17 protein-coding genes are annotated in these 14940 nt (G+C 75.4%); 10 read left to right on the top strand and 7 right to left on the bottom strand.

Annotated elements, in window-relative coordinates; genetic code table 11:
* The first annotated feature begins 269 nt into the window (after nucleotides 1–269).
* Together ACYVQV_RS07195 and ACYVQV_RS07190 are read left to right on the top strand one after the other, a co-directional pair.
* On the top strand, nucleotides 270–554 hold the full coding sequence (locus tag ACYVQV_RS07195) for a F0F1 ATP synthase subunit epsilon (RefSeq protein ID WP_461022585.1): 285 nt from the start codon (nucleotides 270–272) through the stop codon (nucleotides 552–554).
* A gap of 10 nt (nucleotides 555–564) precedes the next feature.
* Entirely contained in the window at nucleotides 565–1008 is a 444-nt protein-coding gene (locus ACYVQV_RS07190; RefSeq protein WP_461022584.1) for a DUF2550 domain-containing protein, read from the top strand.
* 76 nt (nucleotides 1009–1084) lie between these two features.
* On the opposite strand, the gene ACYVQV_RS07185 is transcribed toward ACYVQV_RS07190, so the two are convergent.
* Together ACYVQV_RS07185 and ACYVQV_RS07180 are read right to left on the bottom strand one after the other, a co-directional pair.
* Nucleotides 1085–1681 (bottom strand): cob(I)yrinic acid a,c-diamide adenosyltransferase, encoded by a 597-nt coding sequence (locus ACYVQV_RS07185; protein ID WP_461022583.1) that lies wholly within the window; start codon nucleotides 1679–1681, stop codon nucleotides 1085–1087.
* Nucleotides 1682–1701: 20 nt separating this feature from the next.
* Nucleotides 1702–2043 carry a hypothetical protein gene (locus tag ACYVQV_RS07180; RefSeq protein WP_461022582.1) on the bottom strand — a complete coding sequence of 114 codons (342 nt, stop codon included), beginning with the start codon at nucleotides 2041–2043 and terminating at the stop codon, nucleotides 1702–1704.
* Nucleotides 2044–2209: 166 nt separating this feature from the next.
* On the opposite strand from ACYVQV_RS07180, the gene ACYVQV_RS07175 reads away from it, so the two are divergent.
* Nucleotides 2210–3067 carry a 3-hydroxyacyl-CoA dehydrogenase family protein gene (locus ACYVQV_RS07175; protein ID WP_461022581.1) on the top strand — a complete coding sequence of 286 codons (858 nt, stop codon included), beginning with the start codon at nucleotides 2210–2212 and terminating at the stop codon, nucleotides 3065–3067.
* Nucleotides 3068–3250: 183 nt separating this feature from the next.
* Nucleotides 3251–5236 (top strand): protein meaA, encoded by a 1986-nt coding sequence (locus ACYVQV_RS07170; protein WP_461022651.1) that lies wholly within the window; start codon nucleotides 3251–3253, stop codon nucleotides 5234–5236.
* Nucleotides 5237–5278: 42 nt separating this feature from the next.
* Here ACYVQV_RS07170 and ACYVQV_RS07165 read toward each other — a convergent pair whose 3' ends face one another.
* Nucleotides 5279–6433, bottom strand: a complete 1155-nt coding sequence (locus tag ACYVQV_RS07165) for a MalY/PatB family protein (protein WP_461022580.1) — start codon at nucleotides 6431–6433, stop codon at nucleotides 5279–5281.
* 49 nt (nucleotides 6434–6482) lie between these two features.
* Nucleotides 6483–6890, bottom strand: a complete 408-nt coding sequence (locus ACYVQV_RS07160; protein WP_461022579.1) for a DUF1330 domain-containing protein — start codon at nucleotides 6888–6890, stop codon at nucleotides 6483–6485.
* A 145-nt stretch (nucleotides 6891–7035) separates the two neighbouring features.
* Between ACYVQV_RS07160 and ACYVQV_RS07155 the strand changes: the two genes are divergently transcribed.
* Nucleotides 7036–7437 (top strand): hypothetical protein, encoded by a 402-nt coding sequence (locus ACYVQV_RS07155; protein WP_461022578.1) that lies wholly within the window; start codon nucleotides 7036–7038, stop codon nucleotides 7435–7437.
* Nucleotides 7438–7578: 141 nt separating this feature from the next.
* Nucleotides 7579–8364 (top strand): DeoR/GlpR family DNA-binding transcription regulator, encoded by a 786-nt coding sequence (locus tag ACYVQV_RS07150; protein WP_461022650.1) that lies wholly within the window; start codon nucleotides 7579–7581, stop codon nucleotides 8362–8364.
* A 15-nt stretch (nucleotides 8365–8379) separates the two neighbouring features.
* On the opposite strand, the gene ACYVQV_RS07145 is transcribed toward ACYVQV_RS07150, so the two are convergent.
* The gene (locus ACYVQV_RS07145) at nucleotides 8380–9339 is read right to left on the bottom strand and encodes an FAD-dependent oxidoreductase (RefSeq protein WP_461022577.1); all 960 of its coding nucleotides are present in this window, start codon (nucleotides 9337–9339) and stop codon (nucleotides 8380–8382) included.
* Between the two features lie 91 nt (nucleotides 9340–9430).
* The gene (gene nucS / locus ACYVQV_RS07140) at nucleotides 9431–10126 is read right to left on the bottom strand and encodes an endonuclease NucS (RefSeq protein WP_461022576.1); all 696 of its coding nucleotides are present in this window, start codon (nucleotides 10124–10126) and stop codon (nucleotides 9431–9433) included.
* A gap of 167 nt (nucleotides 10127–10293) precedes the next feature.
* On the opposite strand from nucS, the gene ACYVQV_RS07135 reads away from it, so the two are divergent.
* Together ACYVQV_RS07135 and ACYVQV_RS07130 are read left to right on the top strand one after the other, a co-directional pair.
* Entirely contained in the window at nucleotides 10294–12075 is a 1782-nt protein-coding gene (locus tag ACYVQV_RS07135) for a 3-hydroxyacyl-CoA dehydrogenase family protein (RefSeq protein WP_461022575.1), read from the top strand.
* A gap of 121 nt (nucleotides 12076–12196) precedes the next feature.
* Nucleotides 12197–12859, top strand: coding sequence for a GNAT family N-acetyltransferase (locus tag ACYVQV_RS07130; RefSeq protein ID WP_461022574.1), 663 nt, complete (start codon nucleotides 12197–12199; stop codon nucleotides 12857–12859).
* A gap of 18 nt (nucleotides 12860–12877) precedes the next feature.
* Here the strand turns inward: ACYVQV_RS07130 and ACYVQV_RS07125 are convergent, their stop codons facing one another.
* Nucleotides 12878–13078: an FmdB family zinc ribbon protein gene (locus tag ACYVQV_RS07125; protein ID WP_461022573.1), complete on the bottom strand. Its 201-nt coding sequence runs from the start codon at nucleotides 13076–13078 to the stop codon at nucleotides 12878–12880.
* Between the two features lie 140 nt (nucleotides 13079–13218).
* On the opposite strand from ACYVQV_RS07125, the gene ACYVQV_RS07120 reads away from it, so the two are divergent.
* Both ACYVQV_RS07120 and ACYVQV_RS07115 read left to right on the top strand, forming a co-directional pair.
* Complete coding sequence (locus ACYVQV_RS07120; RefSeq protein ID WP_461022572.1) at nucleotides 13219–13959, top strand: SigE family RNA polymerase sigma factor; 741 nt, start codon at nucleotides 13219–13221, stop codon at nucleotides 13957–13959.
* The gene (locus ACYVQV_RS07115; RefSeq protein ID WP_461022571.1) at nucleotides 13956–14897 is read left to right on the top strand and encodes a hypothetical protein; all 942 of its coding nucleotides are present in this window, start codon (nucleotides 13956–13958) and stop codon (nucleotides 14895–14897) included. Before ACYVQV_RS07120 ends, ACYVQV_RS07115 begins: the two co-directional genes overlap by 4 nt.
* Nucleotides 14898–14940: the final 43 nt, after the last annotated feature.

Here is a 14940-nt window from a genome sequence, read left to right as displayed (position 1 = left end):
ACCGCCCGGCAGCAGCCGGGCGAGCGCCCGGCACGGGGCCCGGACCACGACGGTCCGGGCCCCGTCCCGTTCCGGTCCGGGCACCGCGTCGGCGGGTCGCGTGGAGGGCGTCCAGGGGGATGGTCGACGTCGTCCGGGACGGCCCTCCCCACGGTCGGTACCGCTCGGGCGGGCCGGTATCCTGAGGCCATCCCGTGCGCCCTCGTCCGTCGACGGCGTGGGGGAGCCGACGACCGCAGCGTGACCCGCGCCCACCTCCGGAGGACACCGTGGCCGAACTTCAGGTAGAGCTCGTGGCGGCCGACCGCCGGGTCTGGTCCGGGGAGGCCTCGCTGGTCGTGGCCCGATCGACCGAGGGCGAGCTGGGCGTCATGCCGGGCCACTCGCCGGTCCTCGCCGTCCTCGTCGAGGGCGAGGTCCGGGTCACCCCCACCAGCGGGTCGCCCGTCACCGCCACCGTGGACGGTGGCTTCCTGTCCGTCGAGCACGACCGCGTCGTCGTCGTGGCGGAGAGCCTGACCGTCGGCGAGCCCGCCAGCGCCTCCCGGGCCTGAGGCACCCCCGGTGGACGACCTGGTGCTGCCCCTGTGGGCGGTCATCGGGCCGGCCGCCGCCCTCGTCCTCGTCGTCCTGTACCTGCTGGTCCGCAGGGTCGCGCTCACCCGGTCGGGCAGCACCTTCGACTGCTCGGTCCGCGCCGGCGACGCCGCCTCCGGCGGGGGCTGGACGACGGGCGTCGCCAGCTACGGGCACGGCGAGCTGCGCTGGTTCCGGCTGTTCTCCCTCCGGCCGGGTCCGGGGTGCACCTGGCGGCGCACCGACGTCAGCGTCCGGGAGTTCCGCGAGCCCGAGCGGGACGAGGTGTTCGCGCTCCTACCCGGCTCGGTGGTCGTCACCTGCGTCGTCGCCGGTGAGGAGCTCCAGCTGGCGATGAGCGGCGACGCCTACACCGGTTTCGCCTCCTGGGTGGAGGCCGCCCCGCCGGGCCAGCACGCGCACGTCACCTGACCGGTCCGGGCAGCCCGGAGGCGGCACCGACGCTCGCCCGGCGCGAGCGCCGGGCGAGCGGGCCAGGACGCTGGGCTCAGGCGCCGTCGCGGCCGCCGCCGGGACGCCACAGCACGTCACCGACGGTGCGGTTGGCGTAGCGGGCCAGCACGAACAGCAGGTCGGACAACCGGTTCAGGTACTGCGCCGTGAGCGCGTTGACGCCCCCGTCGGTCCCCGTCCCGTAGGCCTCGATCGCCGCCCAGACGGACCGCTCGGCCCGACGCACCACGGTGCGGGCCTGGTGCAGGTAGGCCGCCCCCGGCGTCCCCCCGGCCAGCACGAAGGACGTCAGCTTGCCGAGGTCGGCGTTGTAGTGGTCGATCGCCTGCTCGAGCTCGCTGACCCACGCGGCCTGCACCCGCAGCGGCTCGTACTGGTAGCTCTCGGCGAGCGGCATGCACAGGTCCGCGCCGACGTCGAAGAGGTCGTTCTGCACGCGACGCAGCAGCTGGACGACGTCGTCGTCCAGGCCGCCGAGCGTCACGGCGAGCCCCAGCACCGCGCCGGCCTCGTCGGCGTCGGCGTAGGCGCCGAGCCGGGGGTCGCTCTTGCGGGTCCGGGAGAAGTCACCCAGACCCGTCGTCCCGTCGTCCCCGGTGCCGGTGTAGATGCGGTTGAGCCTCACGACCATGCGCCGGAGCCTAGTGCCCGCTACGTCCCGGCCGGCCGGCCGCCCGGGTCGCCCGCCCGCAGCACCGTCAGCGCCGTGGCCCGGTCGCGCTCGAACACCAGGACGCGCGGCCCGTCGCTGGTGGGCGCCAGCGTCGCTCGCAGGCCGGCGTCGCGCAGCCGCGCCGCGAGCACCTCGGCCTCGATGAACGTGCCGGGCTCGGCGACGCTGACGAGCAGCCCGTACTCGTCCGGCCGGCCGGCCCTCGGCGGCCGGGAGACCACCGAGCGACCGCGGGAGAACGTCCACCGCAGCAGCAGCACGAGCACCGCCAGCGTGCCGACCACCACGAGGAAGGTCAGGTAGTGCCGCTCGTCGCCCACCGGACCTCCCGCCGGACGGCGCCCGCGGGCCGGGCGCGTCCGCGTCCACCGTCGCACGCGGGGACCCGCCGGGGCACCCCGGAGGCGCCACTAGGCTGCGTCCGCACCGTGAGACGGTGCGGACCCGGGGTCGCCCGGGGCGCGCACAGGACGTGAGGAGCAGTCGATGACATCGCCGCAGGGGACCGTCGCCGTGGTCGGAGCCGGACTGATGGGGTCGGGCATCGCCCAGGTGGCCGCCCAGGCCGGGTGGCGGGTGGTGCTGCGGGACGTCTCCGACGAGGCCACCGCGCGCGGGCTGGCCGGCATCGAGAAGTCGCTGGACCGGTTCGTGGCGAAGGAGTCGCTCACCTCGGGTGAAGCCGAGGCCGCCCTCGGCCGGATCAGCACGACCACCGACCTGGACGCCGCGGCGGACGCCGACGTCGTCGTCGAGGCGGTCTTCGAGAACCTCGAGGTCAAGACCGAGCTGTTCGCGGCGCTGGACCGCATCTGCCGCGACGGCGCCGTGCTGGCGACGAACACCAGCGCCATCCCCATCACCCGGATCGCGGCCGCCACGCAGCGGCCGGAGGCGGTCGTCGGCACGCACTTCTTCTCGCCGGTGCCGATGATGCGGCTCTGCGAGCTCGTCCGCGGGCACAAGACCTCCGACGACACGCTCGCCCGGGCCCGGGACTTCGCCGAGGGCGTGGGCAAGACCTGCATCGTCGTCAACCGCGACGTGGCCGGCTTCGTCACCACCCGCCTGATCGCGGCGCTGGTCGTCGAGGCGGTCAAGCTGTACGAGTCCGGCGTCGCCACCGCCGAGGACATCGACGTCGCGTGCAAGCTGGGCTTCGGGCACGCGATGGGCCCGCTGGCGACCACCGACCTGACCGGCGTGGACATCCTGCGCAACGCCGCCGAGAACATCTGGACCGAGACCCGCGACCCGAAGTTCGCGCCCCCGGAGACGCTGGCCCGCATGGTCACGGCGGGTGACCTCGGGCGCAAGAGCGGCCGCGGCTTCTACGAGTACTGACGGGAAGACGGCTCCCGAACCCGGTCCCCGGGACGAACCTGCGCGGTCGACGGCGGGTGACCACCCTCACCCGCCGTCGACCTGTCAGGAGCCGGTGACCCGTGGGTAACCTCCGAGCACCTGACCTTGGGAGGAACCGTGGGCGAGCAGGCGGGGCGCGTGGAGCGTGACCGACCGTGGGTGATGCGGACGTACGCCGGCCACTCCAGCGCGGCCGAGTCGAACGCGCTGTACCGGCGGAACCTGGCCAAGGGCCAGACCGGGCTGTCGGTCGCGTTCGACCTGCCCACGCAGACCGGGTACGACCCGGACCACGTCCTCGCCCGCGGTGAGGTCGGCAAGGTCGGCGTCCCGATCTCGCACGTCGGGGACATGCGCCAGCTGTTCGCCGACATCCCCCTCGGCGAGATGAACACGTCGATGACGATCAACGCGACGGCGATGTGGCTGCTCGCCCTCTACGAGGTCGTCGCCGAGGAGCAGGGCGCCGACCCGGCCGCGCTGGCGGGCACCACCCAGAACGACATCATCAAGGAGTACCTGTCCCGCGGGACGTACGCCTTCCCGCCGGGGCCGAGCCTGCGGCTGATCACCGACATGGTCGCGTACACGGTGTCCACGATCCCCAAGTGGAACCCGATCAACATCTGCAGCTACCACCTGCAGGAGGCGGGGGCGACGCCCGTCCAGGAGGTCGCCTTCGCGATGTCCACGGCGGTGGCGGTCCTGGACGCCGTGCGCGACTCGGGGCAGGTCCCGCCGGAGCGGTTCGGTGACGTCGTCGCCCGCATCTCGTTCTTCGTCAACGCCGGCGTGCGGTTCGTCGAGGAGATGTGCAAGATGCGCGCCTTCGTCGAGCTGTGGGACGACCTGACCCGCGAGCGCTACGGCGTGCAGGACCCCAGGCAGCGGCGGTTCCGCTACGGCGTCCAGGTCAACAGCCTCGGTCTGACCGAGGCCCAGCCGGAGAACAACGTCCAGCGGATCGTGCTGGAGATGCTGGCGGTCACGCTGTCGAAGAAGGCCCGTGCCCGGGCCGTGCAGCTGCCCGCCTGGAACGAGGCGCTGGGTCTGCCCCGGCCGTGGGACCAGCAGTGGAGCCTGCGGATCCAGCAGGTGCTCGCCTACGAGTCGGACCTGCTCGAGCACGAGGACCTCTTCGACGGCAGCGCGGTGGTCGAGGCGAAGGTCGCCGAGATCGTGACCGGCGCGCGCGAGGAGATGCAGCGGATCGCCGACCTGGGCGGCGCCGTCGCGGCCGTCGAGAGCGGCTACATGAAGCAGGCGCTGGTGGCCTCGCACGCGCTGCGCCGGCAGCGGATCGAGTCCGGTGAGGACGTCGTCGTCGGGGTGAACCGGTTCACGACGACCGAGCCCAACCCGCTGACCGCCGACCTGGGCACCGCCATCCAGACGGTCGACCCGACGGTCGAGCACCGCGCCGCCGCGGCGGTCCGCGCCTGGCGCGAGGAGCGCGACGCCGACCCGGAGGGCCGTGAGCGCGCCGCGAAGGCGCTGCAGCGGCTGGCCGAGGCCGCGGCGGGCACCGAGAACCTCGTCCCCGCGACGCTGGAGTGCGCGCGCGCCGGGATCACCACGGGGGAGTGGGCCCAGGCGCTGAGGGACGTCTTCGGCGAGTACCGGGCCCCCACCGGCGTCAGCGGCTCGTCGTCGGGGTCGGCCGCGACCGGGGAGGCCGCCGAGGAGCTCGCCCGGGTCCGCGAGGCGGTGCGCGCCACCGGTGACGAGCTGGGCTCGAGGCTGCGGCTCCTCGTCGGCAAGCCAGGGCTGGACGGGCACAGCAACGGGGCGGAGCAGGTCGCCGTCCGGGCCAGGGACGCCGGGTTCGAGGTCGTGTACCAGGGCATCCGGCTCACCCCCGCCCAGATCGTGGCCGCGGCGGTCGACGAGGACGTGCACTGCGTGGGGCTGTCGGTGCTGTCCGGCTCCCACATGGACCTCGTGCCCGAGGTGCTCGCGGGCCTGCGCGACGCCGGGGCGTCGGACGTGCCCGTCGTCGTCGGCGGGATCATCCCCGACGCCGACGCGCGCGCGCTGCGCGAGCAGGGCGTGGCCGCGGTCTTCACCCCCAAGGACTTCGGGTTGACCGAGATCATGGGCCGCATCGTCGAGGAGATCCGCGCGGCGCACGGGCTCGCGGCCGGCTGAACCCCGGACGGGCCGCCCCGGCGCGCGGTCCGCGCCGGACGGCTACGCGGTCGCGTCCAGCTCGAACGCGGCGGACAGCCGCCGGACCACCTCGACGAGCCGGTCCCGGGAGGTCGCCAGGTTGACCCGCACGTGGCCCTCCCCGCCGGAGCCGAACGTCGACCCCTCGTTGACCATGACCCGTCCGCGGCGGCGGGCGAGGTGCGCGGGCTGCACGGGGGCGTACGCGCGGACGTCGAGCCACGCGAGGTACGTCGCCTCCAGCGGCCGCACACGCGCGCGGGGCAGCAGGGCCGCGACCTGCTCGGACCACAGCAGCCGCTGGGCGTCCAGCCGCTCGACGAGCGCGGCCAGCCAGGTGTCGCCGGCGTTCCAGGCGACCTCGGTGGCCACGACCCCCAGCGGGGAGAGCCCGTGGTTGGCCACGAGCGGCGCGTCCGCCAGGGCCCGCGCGGAGGTGGCGTCGCCGGCCACGACCTGCGCGCACTTCAGCCCGGGCACGTTGAACGCCTTGCTCGCCGACAGGACCGTGACCGCGTGCTCCGCGGTCCCCTCGAGCGACAGGTACGGCACGTGCCGGGCCCCGGGCAGCACCAGCGGAGCGTGGATCTCGTCGCTGACCACCCGGGCGCCGTACCGGACGACGACGTCGCGCAGGCCCTCGAGCTCGGCCCGGGTGAACACGCGTCCCCACGGGTTGTGCGGCTGGCACAGCAGCACGGTGCGCGCCCCCGCCCGCAGGGCGTCCTCGATCCGCCCCAGGTCGAGCGCCGCGGTGCCGGCGTCGGGGTCGAGGGGCACCTGCACCAGCTCCCGGCCGGTCACGGGCACGACCTCGAGGAACGGCGGGTAGGCGGGCGTCGGGACGACGACGGGTGCGGGTTCGCACAGCGTCTCCAGCACCAGCCGGACGCCGGCCATGACGTCGCCGGTGGCCAGGGTGAGCGCGGGGTCCAGGTGCCAGCCCCAGTGCCGCTCGGCGAAGCCGGCGAGGGCGTGCGGCAGGGCGGTCCACCGGTCGGGGGGCGGGTAGCCGGTGACGCCGTCCCGCACGGCGCGCTGGAGCGCCTGCTCGACCTCCGGGCACAGCGCGTAGTCGGTCTCCGCCACCCAGGCGGGCAGGACGTGGGCCTCGACGACGTCCCACTTGACGCACCGGCGTGCCCGCAGCTCGTGCTCGGGCAGGTCGACGATCACCCTGCGCATCCTGCCCGCCCGCGCCCGAGCGCGCAGGACGGCGCGACGGTCAGCCGGCGGGCCGCGTCGCGACCAGCCGCGAGTCGGCCAGCGCGGCCGTCCGGTGCACGGTGGCGGCGAGGTAGTCCTCGTCCTGCAGCATCCCCAGGAAGGCGCCGACCGAGGGGTACCGCACGAGCAGCACCTCGTCCCACTCCTCGCCGTCCGGTGCGATCACGGCACCCTCGGCGGCCCCGGCGTACAGGACGTTGCCACCGAGCGCGGCGACGCAGGCCCCCGCCACCCGCGCGTAGCGCGCGTACGCCTCCCGCCCCGAGCAGGCCGGGTGCGGCGAGCCGGCCGGGTACGCGGCCTCGTGCCGGAAGCGCAGCAGGTTGAGCATGACGAGCGGGGAGCGCGCGTCGAACCGGCCGGCCAGGGCCTGCAGCACCTCGGGTCGTGGGTGGACGCTGCCCATCGTGATCCTCCGCTCCGTCGGACCGCGGGACGCGGCCGTGGCGAGAGACCATACCGAGCGGTCGGTCAGTGGGGTGCCGTCGCACGGGACGTCCACCGGCGCGTGCGCGCGGCGCCCGGTGAGGCGACCGACGTACGCTCGGGCCGTGAGCGACCTGCACTGCCCGGCCACGGTCCTGGTCGTCGACGCGGGCGCGCTGGGCGAACCCGCCGAGCGCGACCGGGTGGTGGCCGCGCTGGCGGGTCGGCGCGTCGCCGCGGCCTACGTCCGGACGGCGCCCGGATCCGGCGACGAGCTCGCAGCGGCGCTGGCGTCCGCCCTCGGCTGCCCGGCGCCGATGCGCTGCCCGGACGGGGACGATCCCGTCGGAGCGCTCGCCGACCTGCACCGCGGGGAGAGCGTCGTCCTCGTCGCCGGAGCGACCCGGCAGCCGGTGGAGGCCGCCGGGCGGGGCGCGGTGGTCGTGGCGGCGGTCGTGGACGGCGACGGCCGCCTGGTCCACCCGCTGCTGGAGCGCCTGACCGACGGGTGCGGCCCGACTGGGTAGTGTCCGATGACCGGGACGCGACGACAGCGTCCTGGCCTCGAGGGGACCGCGAGGGGAGGACGCGCAGTGGTGGACGCCGGGCCGGACCCGCGGGAGGCGGCCGACTCCGTCGTGCCCGCGCCGCAGCGGCCGGGGGACGCGATGGACCGGTCCCAGCGCTGGGGTGCCCTGCTGGACGTCCTGGGCCGCACCGGCCGGCTCTCTGTCGCGTCGGCGGCCGAGCAGCTGGGCGTCTCCGAGGCGACCGTCCGCCGGGACTTCGCCGCCCTCGCCGAGCAGCAGCTCGTCACGCGCACGCACGGCGGCGTGGTGGCCGCGCAGGTCGCCTACGACCTGCCCGCCCAGTACCGAGGCGGCTCGCCGTCGGACGCGCGCGAGCGGATCGCGGCGGCGGCGTGCGACCTGCTCGAGGGCGGCACGGTCGTGGGCTTCAACGGCGGGACGACGACCTCGGCCGTCGCCCGCCGCCTCGCGGCCCGCACGGACCTGACGGGGACGGCCGAGCGTCCCGGCCTGACGGTCGTGACGAACGCCCTGAACATCGCGGGCGAGATGGTCCTGCGACCGCACATCCGCACCGTGACCCTCGGTGGGGTGGCCCGACCGCACTCCTACGAGCTCGTGGGGCCGCTCGCGGCGATGGTGCTGGACCAGCTGTGGATCGACGTCCTGGTCCTGGGCGCCGACGGGTTCGACCTGGCCTCTGGTCCCTCGACGCACCACGACAGCGAGGCCGGCGTGAACGCCCACCTCGTGCGGCGCAGCGACCGGGTCGTGCTCGTCGTCGGGTCGGAGAAGCTGGGGGTGCGGACCTTCGCGCGGATCTGCGACACCGACCGGGTGGACGTCCTCGTCACGGACGACGCCGCCGACCCCGAGGTCGTCGCCGGCGTCCGGGGTGCCGGGGTGGAGGTCGTGCTCGCCTAGCCGTGCAGGCGCGCGTCACGCCAGCGCGCGCACCTGCTCGACGACGTCCGCGGCGCAGCCCCAGGACACGGTGACGCCGCAGCCCCCGTGGCCGTAGCAGTGCACGACGGCGCCGTCCGCGCGGTGCTCGGTCGCGACCCGGACGGCGGACCGCGCCGGGCGCAGCCCCACCCGGTGGCGCCGCACCCGCGCCCCGGCCAGGGCCGGGACGGCGGCCACAGCCCGGGCCAGGATCCGCTCGGCCAGCGCCGGGTCGGGGGTCGTCCCCCAGTCGCCGACCTGCGCGCTGCCCCCGACGACGACGTCGTCCCGGCGGGGGACGACGTACATCAGCTCGCCGTCGTCCTCCTGCTGGTCCACCACCCACCGCGTCAGGCCCGGGTTGTCGACCACGACGACCTGGCCGCGGACGGCGTGGACGTCCTGGTCACGCGCCAGCGCGCGCGCCGCGACGCCGCTGGCGTTGACGACCAGCCCGCGCTGGGGCAGCTCGGCGAGCGGCATCCGGGTCAGCGTCCCGCCGGCCGCCTCGAGCCGGGCGGCCAGGTGCGCCAGGTAGCGGGGCGTCTCCACGACGGGCAGCAGCGCAGCCCACCCGCCCTCGTACCCCGGGCAGGGCGCCAGCACGGGCGTCAGCGGCACGACGTCACCGAGGGCGTCGGCCCAGTCCGGCCGCGGTGCCCGCGGCCCGAACTCCTCCCGCAGCAGCACGACCCCCTCGCGCACGAGCACCCCGGCGCCCGGGGCGCCGTCGTTCAGGCGCAGCAGCTCGGTGTGCGTCTCCAGCGCCCAGCGGGTGACCTCGTCGAGCGGCTCGGCGCGGTACGGCATCCACAGCGCGGCGGCGACGGCGGAGGTCGTCTCCGCGGGCAGATCGCGGGCCAGGACGTGCACGTCGTAGCCGGCCTCGGCGAGCCGCACGGCGCAGGACAGGCCGATCACCCCGGCCCCGACGACGACCACCCGCTCGCTCATGGGGTCATCCTGCCGCGGGCGACGCCCGGGTGGACCGCGTCGCCCGCGGTCCACCCGCTCAGCACACCGGGACGTCAGGACAGCCGGGACGTCAGAACAGCCGGGAGTCGGCGTCGTCCACCCCGCGCAGGGCGGCGTAGTCGAGGGTGAGGCAGCGGATCCCCCGGTCGGTGGCCAGCACCCGGGCCTGGGGACGGATCTCCTGCGCCGCGAACACCCCGGTGACGGGGGCCAGCAGCGGGTCGCGGTTGAGCAGCTCGAGGTAGCGGGTCAGCTGCTCGACGCCGTCGATGTCGCCGCGGCGCTTGATCTCGACGGCGACGGTGGCCCCGGCGGGGTCACGGGCCAGGATGTCGACGGGACCGATGGCGGTCGGGTACTCGCGGCGGACCAGGGTGTGGCCGGGCCCGAGCTCGGTGATCTGCTCCGCGAGCAGCTTCTGCAGGTGCGCCTCCACGCCGTCCTTGACCAGGCCCGGGTCGACGCCCAGCTCGTGCCGGCTGTCGTGCAGCACCTCGTGGACGCTGACGACGAGACGGTCGTCCGTCTTGCCGTGCTGCACGGTCCAGACCTCCTGCACGCCCTCGGCGGCCTCGACGTCGCCCGGCTCGGCGACGGTGAGCGCGCACGGGGGGCTCATCCAGTTCAGCGGCTTGTACGACCCGCCGTCGGAGTGCACCAGCACGCTGCCGTCCGCCTTGACCAGCAGCAGCCGGGTGGCGAGCGGGAGGTGGGCGGTCAGCCGCCCGACGTAGTCCACCGAGCAGCGGGCGATGACGAGGCGCACGGGCGGCAGGGTAACCGGCCCGTCCGGTGGCCGGTCCGACGGCTGGGGCGTGAGGTCGAGGGGGTGAGCCAGCACACGGTGACCGCTCCAGCGCCGGTCTGCGAGGATCGCGGACGCCCGACGGTCGGCAGCCGGCCGCGACGAGCAGACGAACCTGGGAGCAGACGATGGCGCGGGAGATCAGCACGGTCGGCGTGGTGGGCCTGGGCACGATGGGGGCCGGCATCGTGGAGGTGCTGGCCCGCAACGGGCTGTCGGTGGTCGCCGTCGAGGCGGACGAGCAGGGGGTGGCGCGCGGCCGCGGCCACGTCGAGCACTCCACCGGCCGCGCCGTCGCCCGCGGCAAGCTGACCGAGGCCGAGCAGACCGAGCTGGTCGGGCGCATCTCCTTCGCCACCGACCTGGCCGCGCTCGCCGACTGCGACCTCGTGGTCGAGGCCGTGCCCGAGCACCTCGACCTCAAGCGCGAGATCTTCGGCAAGCTCGACACCATCGTGCGGCCCGACGCGATCCTGGCGACGAACACCTCCAGCCTGTCGGTCACGGAGATCTCGGTCGCCACGCACAACCCGCGCCGCGTCGTGGGCATGCACTTCTTCAACCCCGCTCCCGTGCTGCGCTTCGTCGAGGTGGTCCGGACCGTCGTCACCGAGGACGACGTCGTGGCCGACGTCGCGGCCCTCGCCGAGCGGCTCGGCAAGCTGCCGGTCGTCGTCGGCGACAAGGCCGGCTTCATCGCCAACGCGCTGCTGTTCGGTTACCTCAACCACGCGGTGTCGATGTTCGAGAGCCGCTACGCCAGCCGCGAGGACATCGACGCCGCCATGCAGCTCGGCTGCGGGCTGCCGATGGGGCCGCTGGCGCTGATGGACCTCATCGGCCTGGACACCGCCTACGAGATCCTCGACACGATGTACAAGCAGGGCCGCGACCGGCTGCACGCGCCGAGCCCGATCCTCAAGCAGATGGTCACGGCGGGTCTGAAGGGCCGCAAGAGCGGCAAGGGGTTCTACACCTACGACGAGCCGGGCTCGTCCACCGTGGTCGCCGACCACCTCACCCCGGCACCGGCCGGCGCGGACGACGGCAGGGCGCGCCGTGAGGTGCGCACGGTCGGCGTCGTCGGCTCGGGGACGATGGCCACCGGCATCGTCGAGGTCTTCGCGAAGGCGGGCTACGACGTCACGTTCGTCGCCCGCGCCCAGGCCAAGGTGGACGCCGTCCAGGCGCGGATCACCAAGAGCCTGGAGAAGGCCGTGCAGCGCGGCAAGCTCACCGAGGACGCACGGGACGCCGCACTCGGCCGGCTGACGGGCACCACCGACCTGGAGGACCTGCGCGACGTCGACCTCGTGGTCGAGGCGGTCGTCGAGGACCTCGCGGTCAAGCAGGCGCTGTTCGAGAACCTCGACGAGATCTGCAGGCCCGGCGCCATCCTGGCGACGACGACGTCGTCGCTGCCGGTCATCGAGTGCGCCTCGGCGACCAGCCGCCCGCAGGACGTCGTGGGCATGCACTTCTTCAACCCGGCGCAGATCATGAGGCTCGTCGAGGTCGTGCACACCGTCTCCACCGCGGACGACGTCGTGGCGACCGTGCAGGACCTGTGCGGCCGCATCGGCAAGCACGCCGTGACCTGCGGCGACCGGGCGGGCTTCATCGTCAACGCGCTGCTGTTCCCCTACCTCAACGACGCGGTGAAGATGCTCGAGGCGCACTACGCGACCGCCGACGCCATCGACACGGCGATGAAGACGGGCTGCGGCTACCCGATGGGGCCGTTCGAGCTGCTCGACGTCGTGGGCCTGGACGTGTCGCTGGCGATCCAGCGCGAGCTGTACCTGGAGTTCCGTGAGCGGGGCTACTCGCCCGCGCCGCTGCTGGAGCAGCTGGTCACCGCCGGGTACCTCGGCCGCAAGACGGGGCGAGGGTTCCGCACCTACGCCTGACGGCGGCGCCGGCCGGCGTCACGGTCCCTGCCACCACCACCGCGAGCCCCCCGGCGCCCGTCCGGGGGGCTCGCGGCACGTCGTGGTCGCGTCCACCCCCGGGGGAGGCAGACTGGCGCGGGTGCACCCTCTCGGGAAGCTGCTCACCGACGCCGCGGACGGCGTCTTCCCCGCCCAGGACGGCGGGTGGCACCGGGTCGCGCCCTGGCGGCCCGGGACGGAGGCGGTCGTGGCGTTCACCGGGCACGCCGTCCTCGCGGTCGCGGACGACGTCACCGACGACGTCCTGCACGGCTGGGACGTCGACGGGTACGGGGGCGCGCTGCACCCGAGGGTGCTCCAGGGACTCGTCGGCGCGCACGGTTGGGTCGACGGCCTGGACGTGGTCGTCGTGGCCCGGGGCCGGGCGGGCCTGCCCGGCCACCGTCCCGGTGTCGACGCACCGCCGTTGGTCGCCTGCGACGACCTGGCGGACCACCCGCGGGTGCGGCACGCGGAGGCGCTGCGGGACGACGTGCGGGTGTGGGCGGACGTGGACCGGTCGGGGCTGATCACCCTCGGCCGCGGACTCGGCGGGCTGCCGGAGCTGAGCGTCGAGGTCGTCCACGCCGGCCGCGGCCTGGGACGGCGCCTGATGGCCGCGGCGCTGGACCTCGTGCCGCCGGAGCAGGTCGTCGTGGCGTCGGTGGCCCCGGGCAACGCGGCCAGCCTGCGCGCGCTGCTGGCGTCGGGTTTCGCGCCGGTCGGCGCGGTGCAGGTCTACCGGCCCGAGCGCGGCGGCTGACCCGGCCGGGCGTGCTGGTCAGCCGCAGCAGCCGCCGCCGCAGCACCCGCCGCCGGGGGCGGCCCCGGCGGCCCCGGTGCCGACTGCGACCGTGCTGAGCAGCCGGACCGTGTCGTCGTGCCCGGCCGGGCACGGGGCGGGGTCGGACGAGGCCGACATCGGCCGGGACACCTCGAAGGTCTCGCCGCAGGAGCGGCAGCGGAAGTCGTAGCGCGGCACCCGTCCAGGGTACGACGGCGCGGCGGCCCGGTGGCCGGCCGCGGTCAACGGGTACGGTCGGTCGGTCGGTCGGTCGGTCGGCACCTCGCCCGGCACCGGTGCAACGTCCGGGGGCGCAGCCGCGTCCACGGGGTGTGCTGATGACGGACGTGCTCGCCCCCCCGGTCGCCGTGGCCGGCCCCGCGCCCAGTGGTGCTGCTGCGGCCCTGCCCGCGCGCGGCTGGGCGCGGGTCACCGGCCGGGCCGGCGTCCCGGCCGGGCCGGGACGGTTCACGCATGCGCCTGCCGGGCGCCACGGAGCAGGGGGAGGAGGCGACGTCCTGGACGCCTCGCACCCGCCCGCCGGACCGGACGTCGTCGCCGCCACCGAGGCCCGACCGCGCGCTGCCACGGAGGGCTTCGAGGAGTTCGCCGCGGCCCGCGGCGCCGCCCTCGTCCGGCTCGCCCGCGGCCTGCTCAAGGACCCCCACCACGCGGAGGACGTCGTCCAGGAGGTCCTGGCGAAGGCCCTGCTGTCCTGGGACCGTGTCCAGCGCGCCGACGACCCGGACGCGTACGTGCGGCGGATGGTGGTCAACGCCTCCACCTCGTTCTGGCGCCGCGCCGTGCGCCGCGAGCGCCCGGTCGAGCAGCACCACCTGCCGGACGCCGGCGTCGCGGACTCCGCGCAGGGGACGGCGGACCGCGACCAGCTGCTGGCGCTGCTGCGCCGGCTGCCCACCAAGCAGCGGACCGTCCTCGTGCTGCGCCACTACGAGGGCCTGCCGGACGCCGAGATCGCCGAGCTGCTGGGCACCAGCGCGGTCACCGTGCGCAGCAACGCCCACCGGGGGCTCGCGGCGTTGCGGGACATGCTGGCGGAGGAGGGGGTGCGGCGGTGAGCGGACCGGAGCGGCTGCCTGGGCAGCTGGAGGAGCGGCTCGCCGCGGCGCTGCGCGACGGCCTCGGCTCGGACCCGGTGCACACGGCCGGGCTGGTGTCCGGGACCCGGCGCCGGGCCGAGCGGATCCGGCGGCGCCGCCGGGCGAGCGCCGCCGCGGGCGTGCTGGTGGCCGTGGTGGTCGCGGTGCCGGTCGCAGGCCGCGTCGTGGGCACGGCGGACCCGGGCCCGACCACCGCCTCGCCCCCGGTCACGGTCACGGCGACGACGGAGCCGACAGGACCGACGGAGCCGACTGAGCCGACTGAGCCGACTGAGCCGGCAGGGCCGGACCCCACGTCCGACCCGACGCCGGACGAGGCGGCGTCCGGGGGCACCGACCTGTGGTCGACGCCGCCCGAGCTGCGCGGCGACGTGCTGGTCCCCGACGAGGCGATGCTGGACGGCGCGACCGTGGGCCTGGGCACCGACGCCGTCCTCGACACCGGCCCCTACGTCCGGACGCGGACCCTGACGACCTCCCTGTGCGGTGACGGGCCGGAGCCGGGGGAGGACCGTGTCGTCGGTGGCCGCGAGGTCGGCTGGTCGAGCGGCTGGAGCAGCGTCTCCCACGGGGTGCGGGTGTTCCGCGACGGTGGGGCGGCCGAGCAGATGGCCTTCCTGTCGCGGTCGCTGGGCACGTGCGACTACGCCCACGACCTGCAGCCCGTCGACGCGTCCGGGCTGCCGGGGCAGGACGCCGTGATGGGTGCGGACGTGGACGGCGTCCGACCCGGCATGACGTACGTCGTGGCCGCGGCGAGGGTGGGCGAGGTGACCGTGGGCGTGGGCGCCAACCTCGACGGCGGCCAGGAGGAGGTCCGCGCCGAGGTGCAGCGGCTGCTGGCCGCGGCGGTGGCCCGGGTCCGGTCCAGCGGGCTCACCGACGAGCACCCCTGACCCGGCGGGAGAGCAGGCACCCCTGGGTCGGCACCTGCGCGCC

The sequence above is a fragment of the Thalassiella azotivora genome (assembly GCF_054781695.1).
The sequence above is the reverse complement of the archived record's forward strand: the minus strand, read 5'-3'. Positions and strand labels throughout refer to the sequence as shown.

Excerpts from the sequence above, each read along its gene's own strand:
- ACYVQV_RS07120 (WP_461022572.1), top strand. The coding sequence starts at position 13,219 with ATGACGGACGTGCTCGCCCCCCCGGTCGCCGTGGCCGGCCCCGCGCCC.
- ACYVQV_RS07170 (WP_461022651.1), top strand. The coding sequence starts at position 3,251 with ATGCGGACGTACGCCGGCCACTCCAGCGCGGCCGAGTCGAACGCGCTG.
- ACYVQV_RS07185 (WP_461022583.1), bottom strand. The coding sequence starts at position 1,681 with ATGGTCGTGAGGCTCAACCGCATCTACACCGGCACCGGGGACGACGGG.
- ACYVQV_RS07160 (WP_461022579.1), bottom strand. The coding sequence starts at position 6,890 with ATGGGCAGCGTCCACCCACGACCCGAGGTGCTGCAGGCCCTGGCCGGC.
- ACYVQV_RS07135 (WP_461022575.1), top strand. The coding sequence starts at position 10,294 with ATGGCGCGGGAGATCAGCACGGTCGGCGTGGTGGGCCTGGGCACGATG.
- ACYVQV_RS07150 (WP_461022650.1), top strand. The coding sequence starts at position 7,579 with ATGGACCGGTCCCAGCGCTGGGGTGCCCTGCTGGACGTCCTGGGCCGC.
- ACYVQV_RS07145 (WP_461022577.1), bottom strand. The coding sequence starts at position 9,339 with ATGAGCGAGCGGGTGGTCGTCGTCGGGGCCGGGGTGATCGGCCTGTCC.
- ACYVQV_RS07175 (WP_461022581.1), top strand. The coding sequence starts at position 2,210 with ATGACATCGCCGCAGGGGACCGTCGCCGTGGTCGGAGCCGGACTGATG.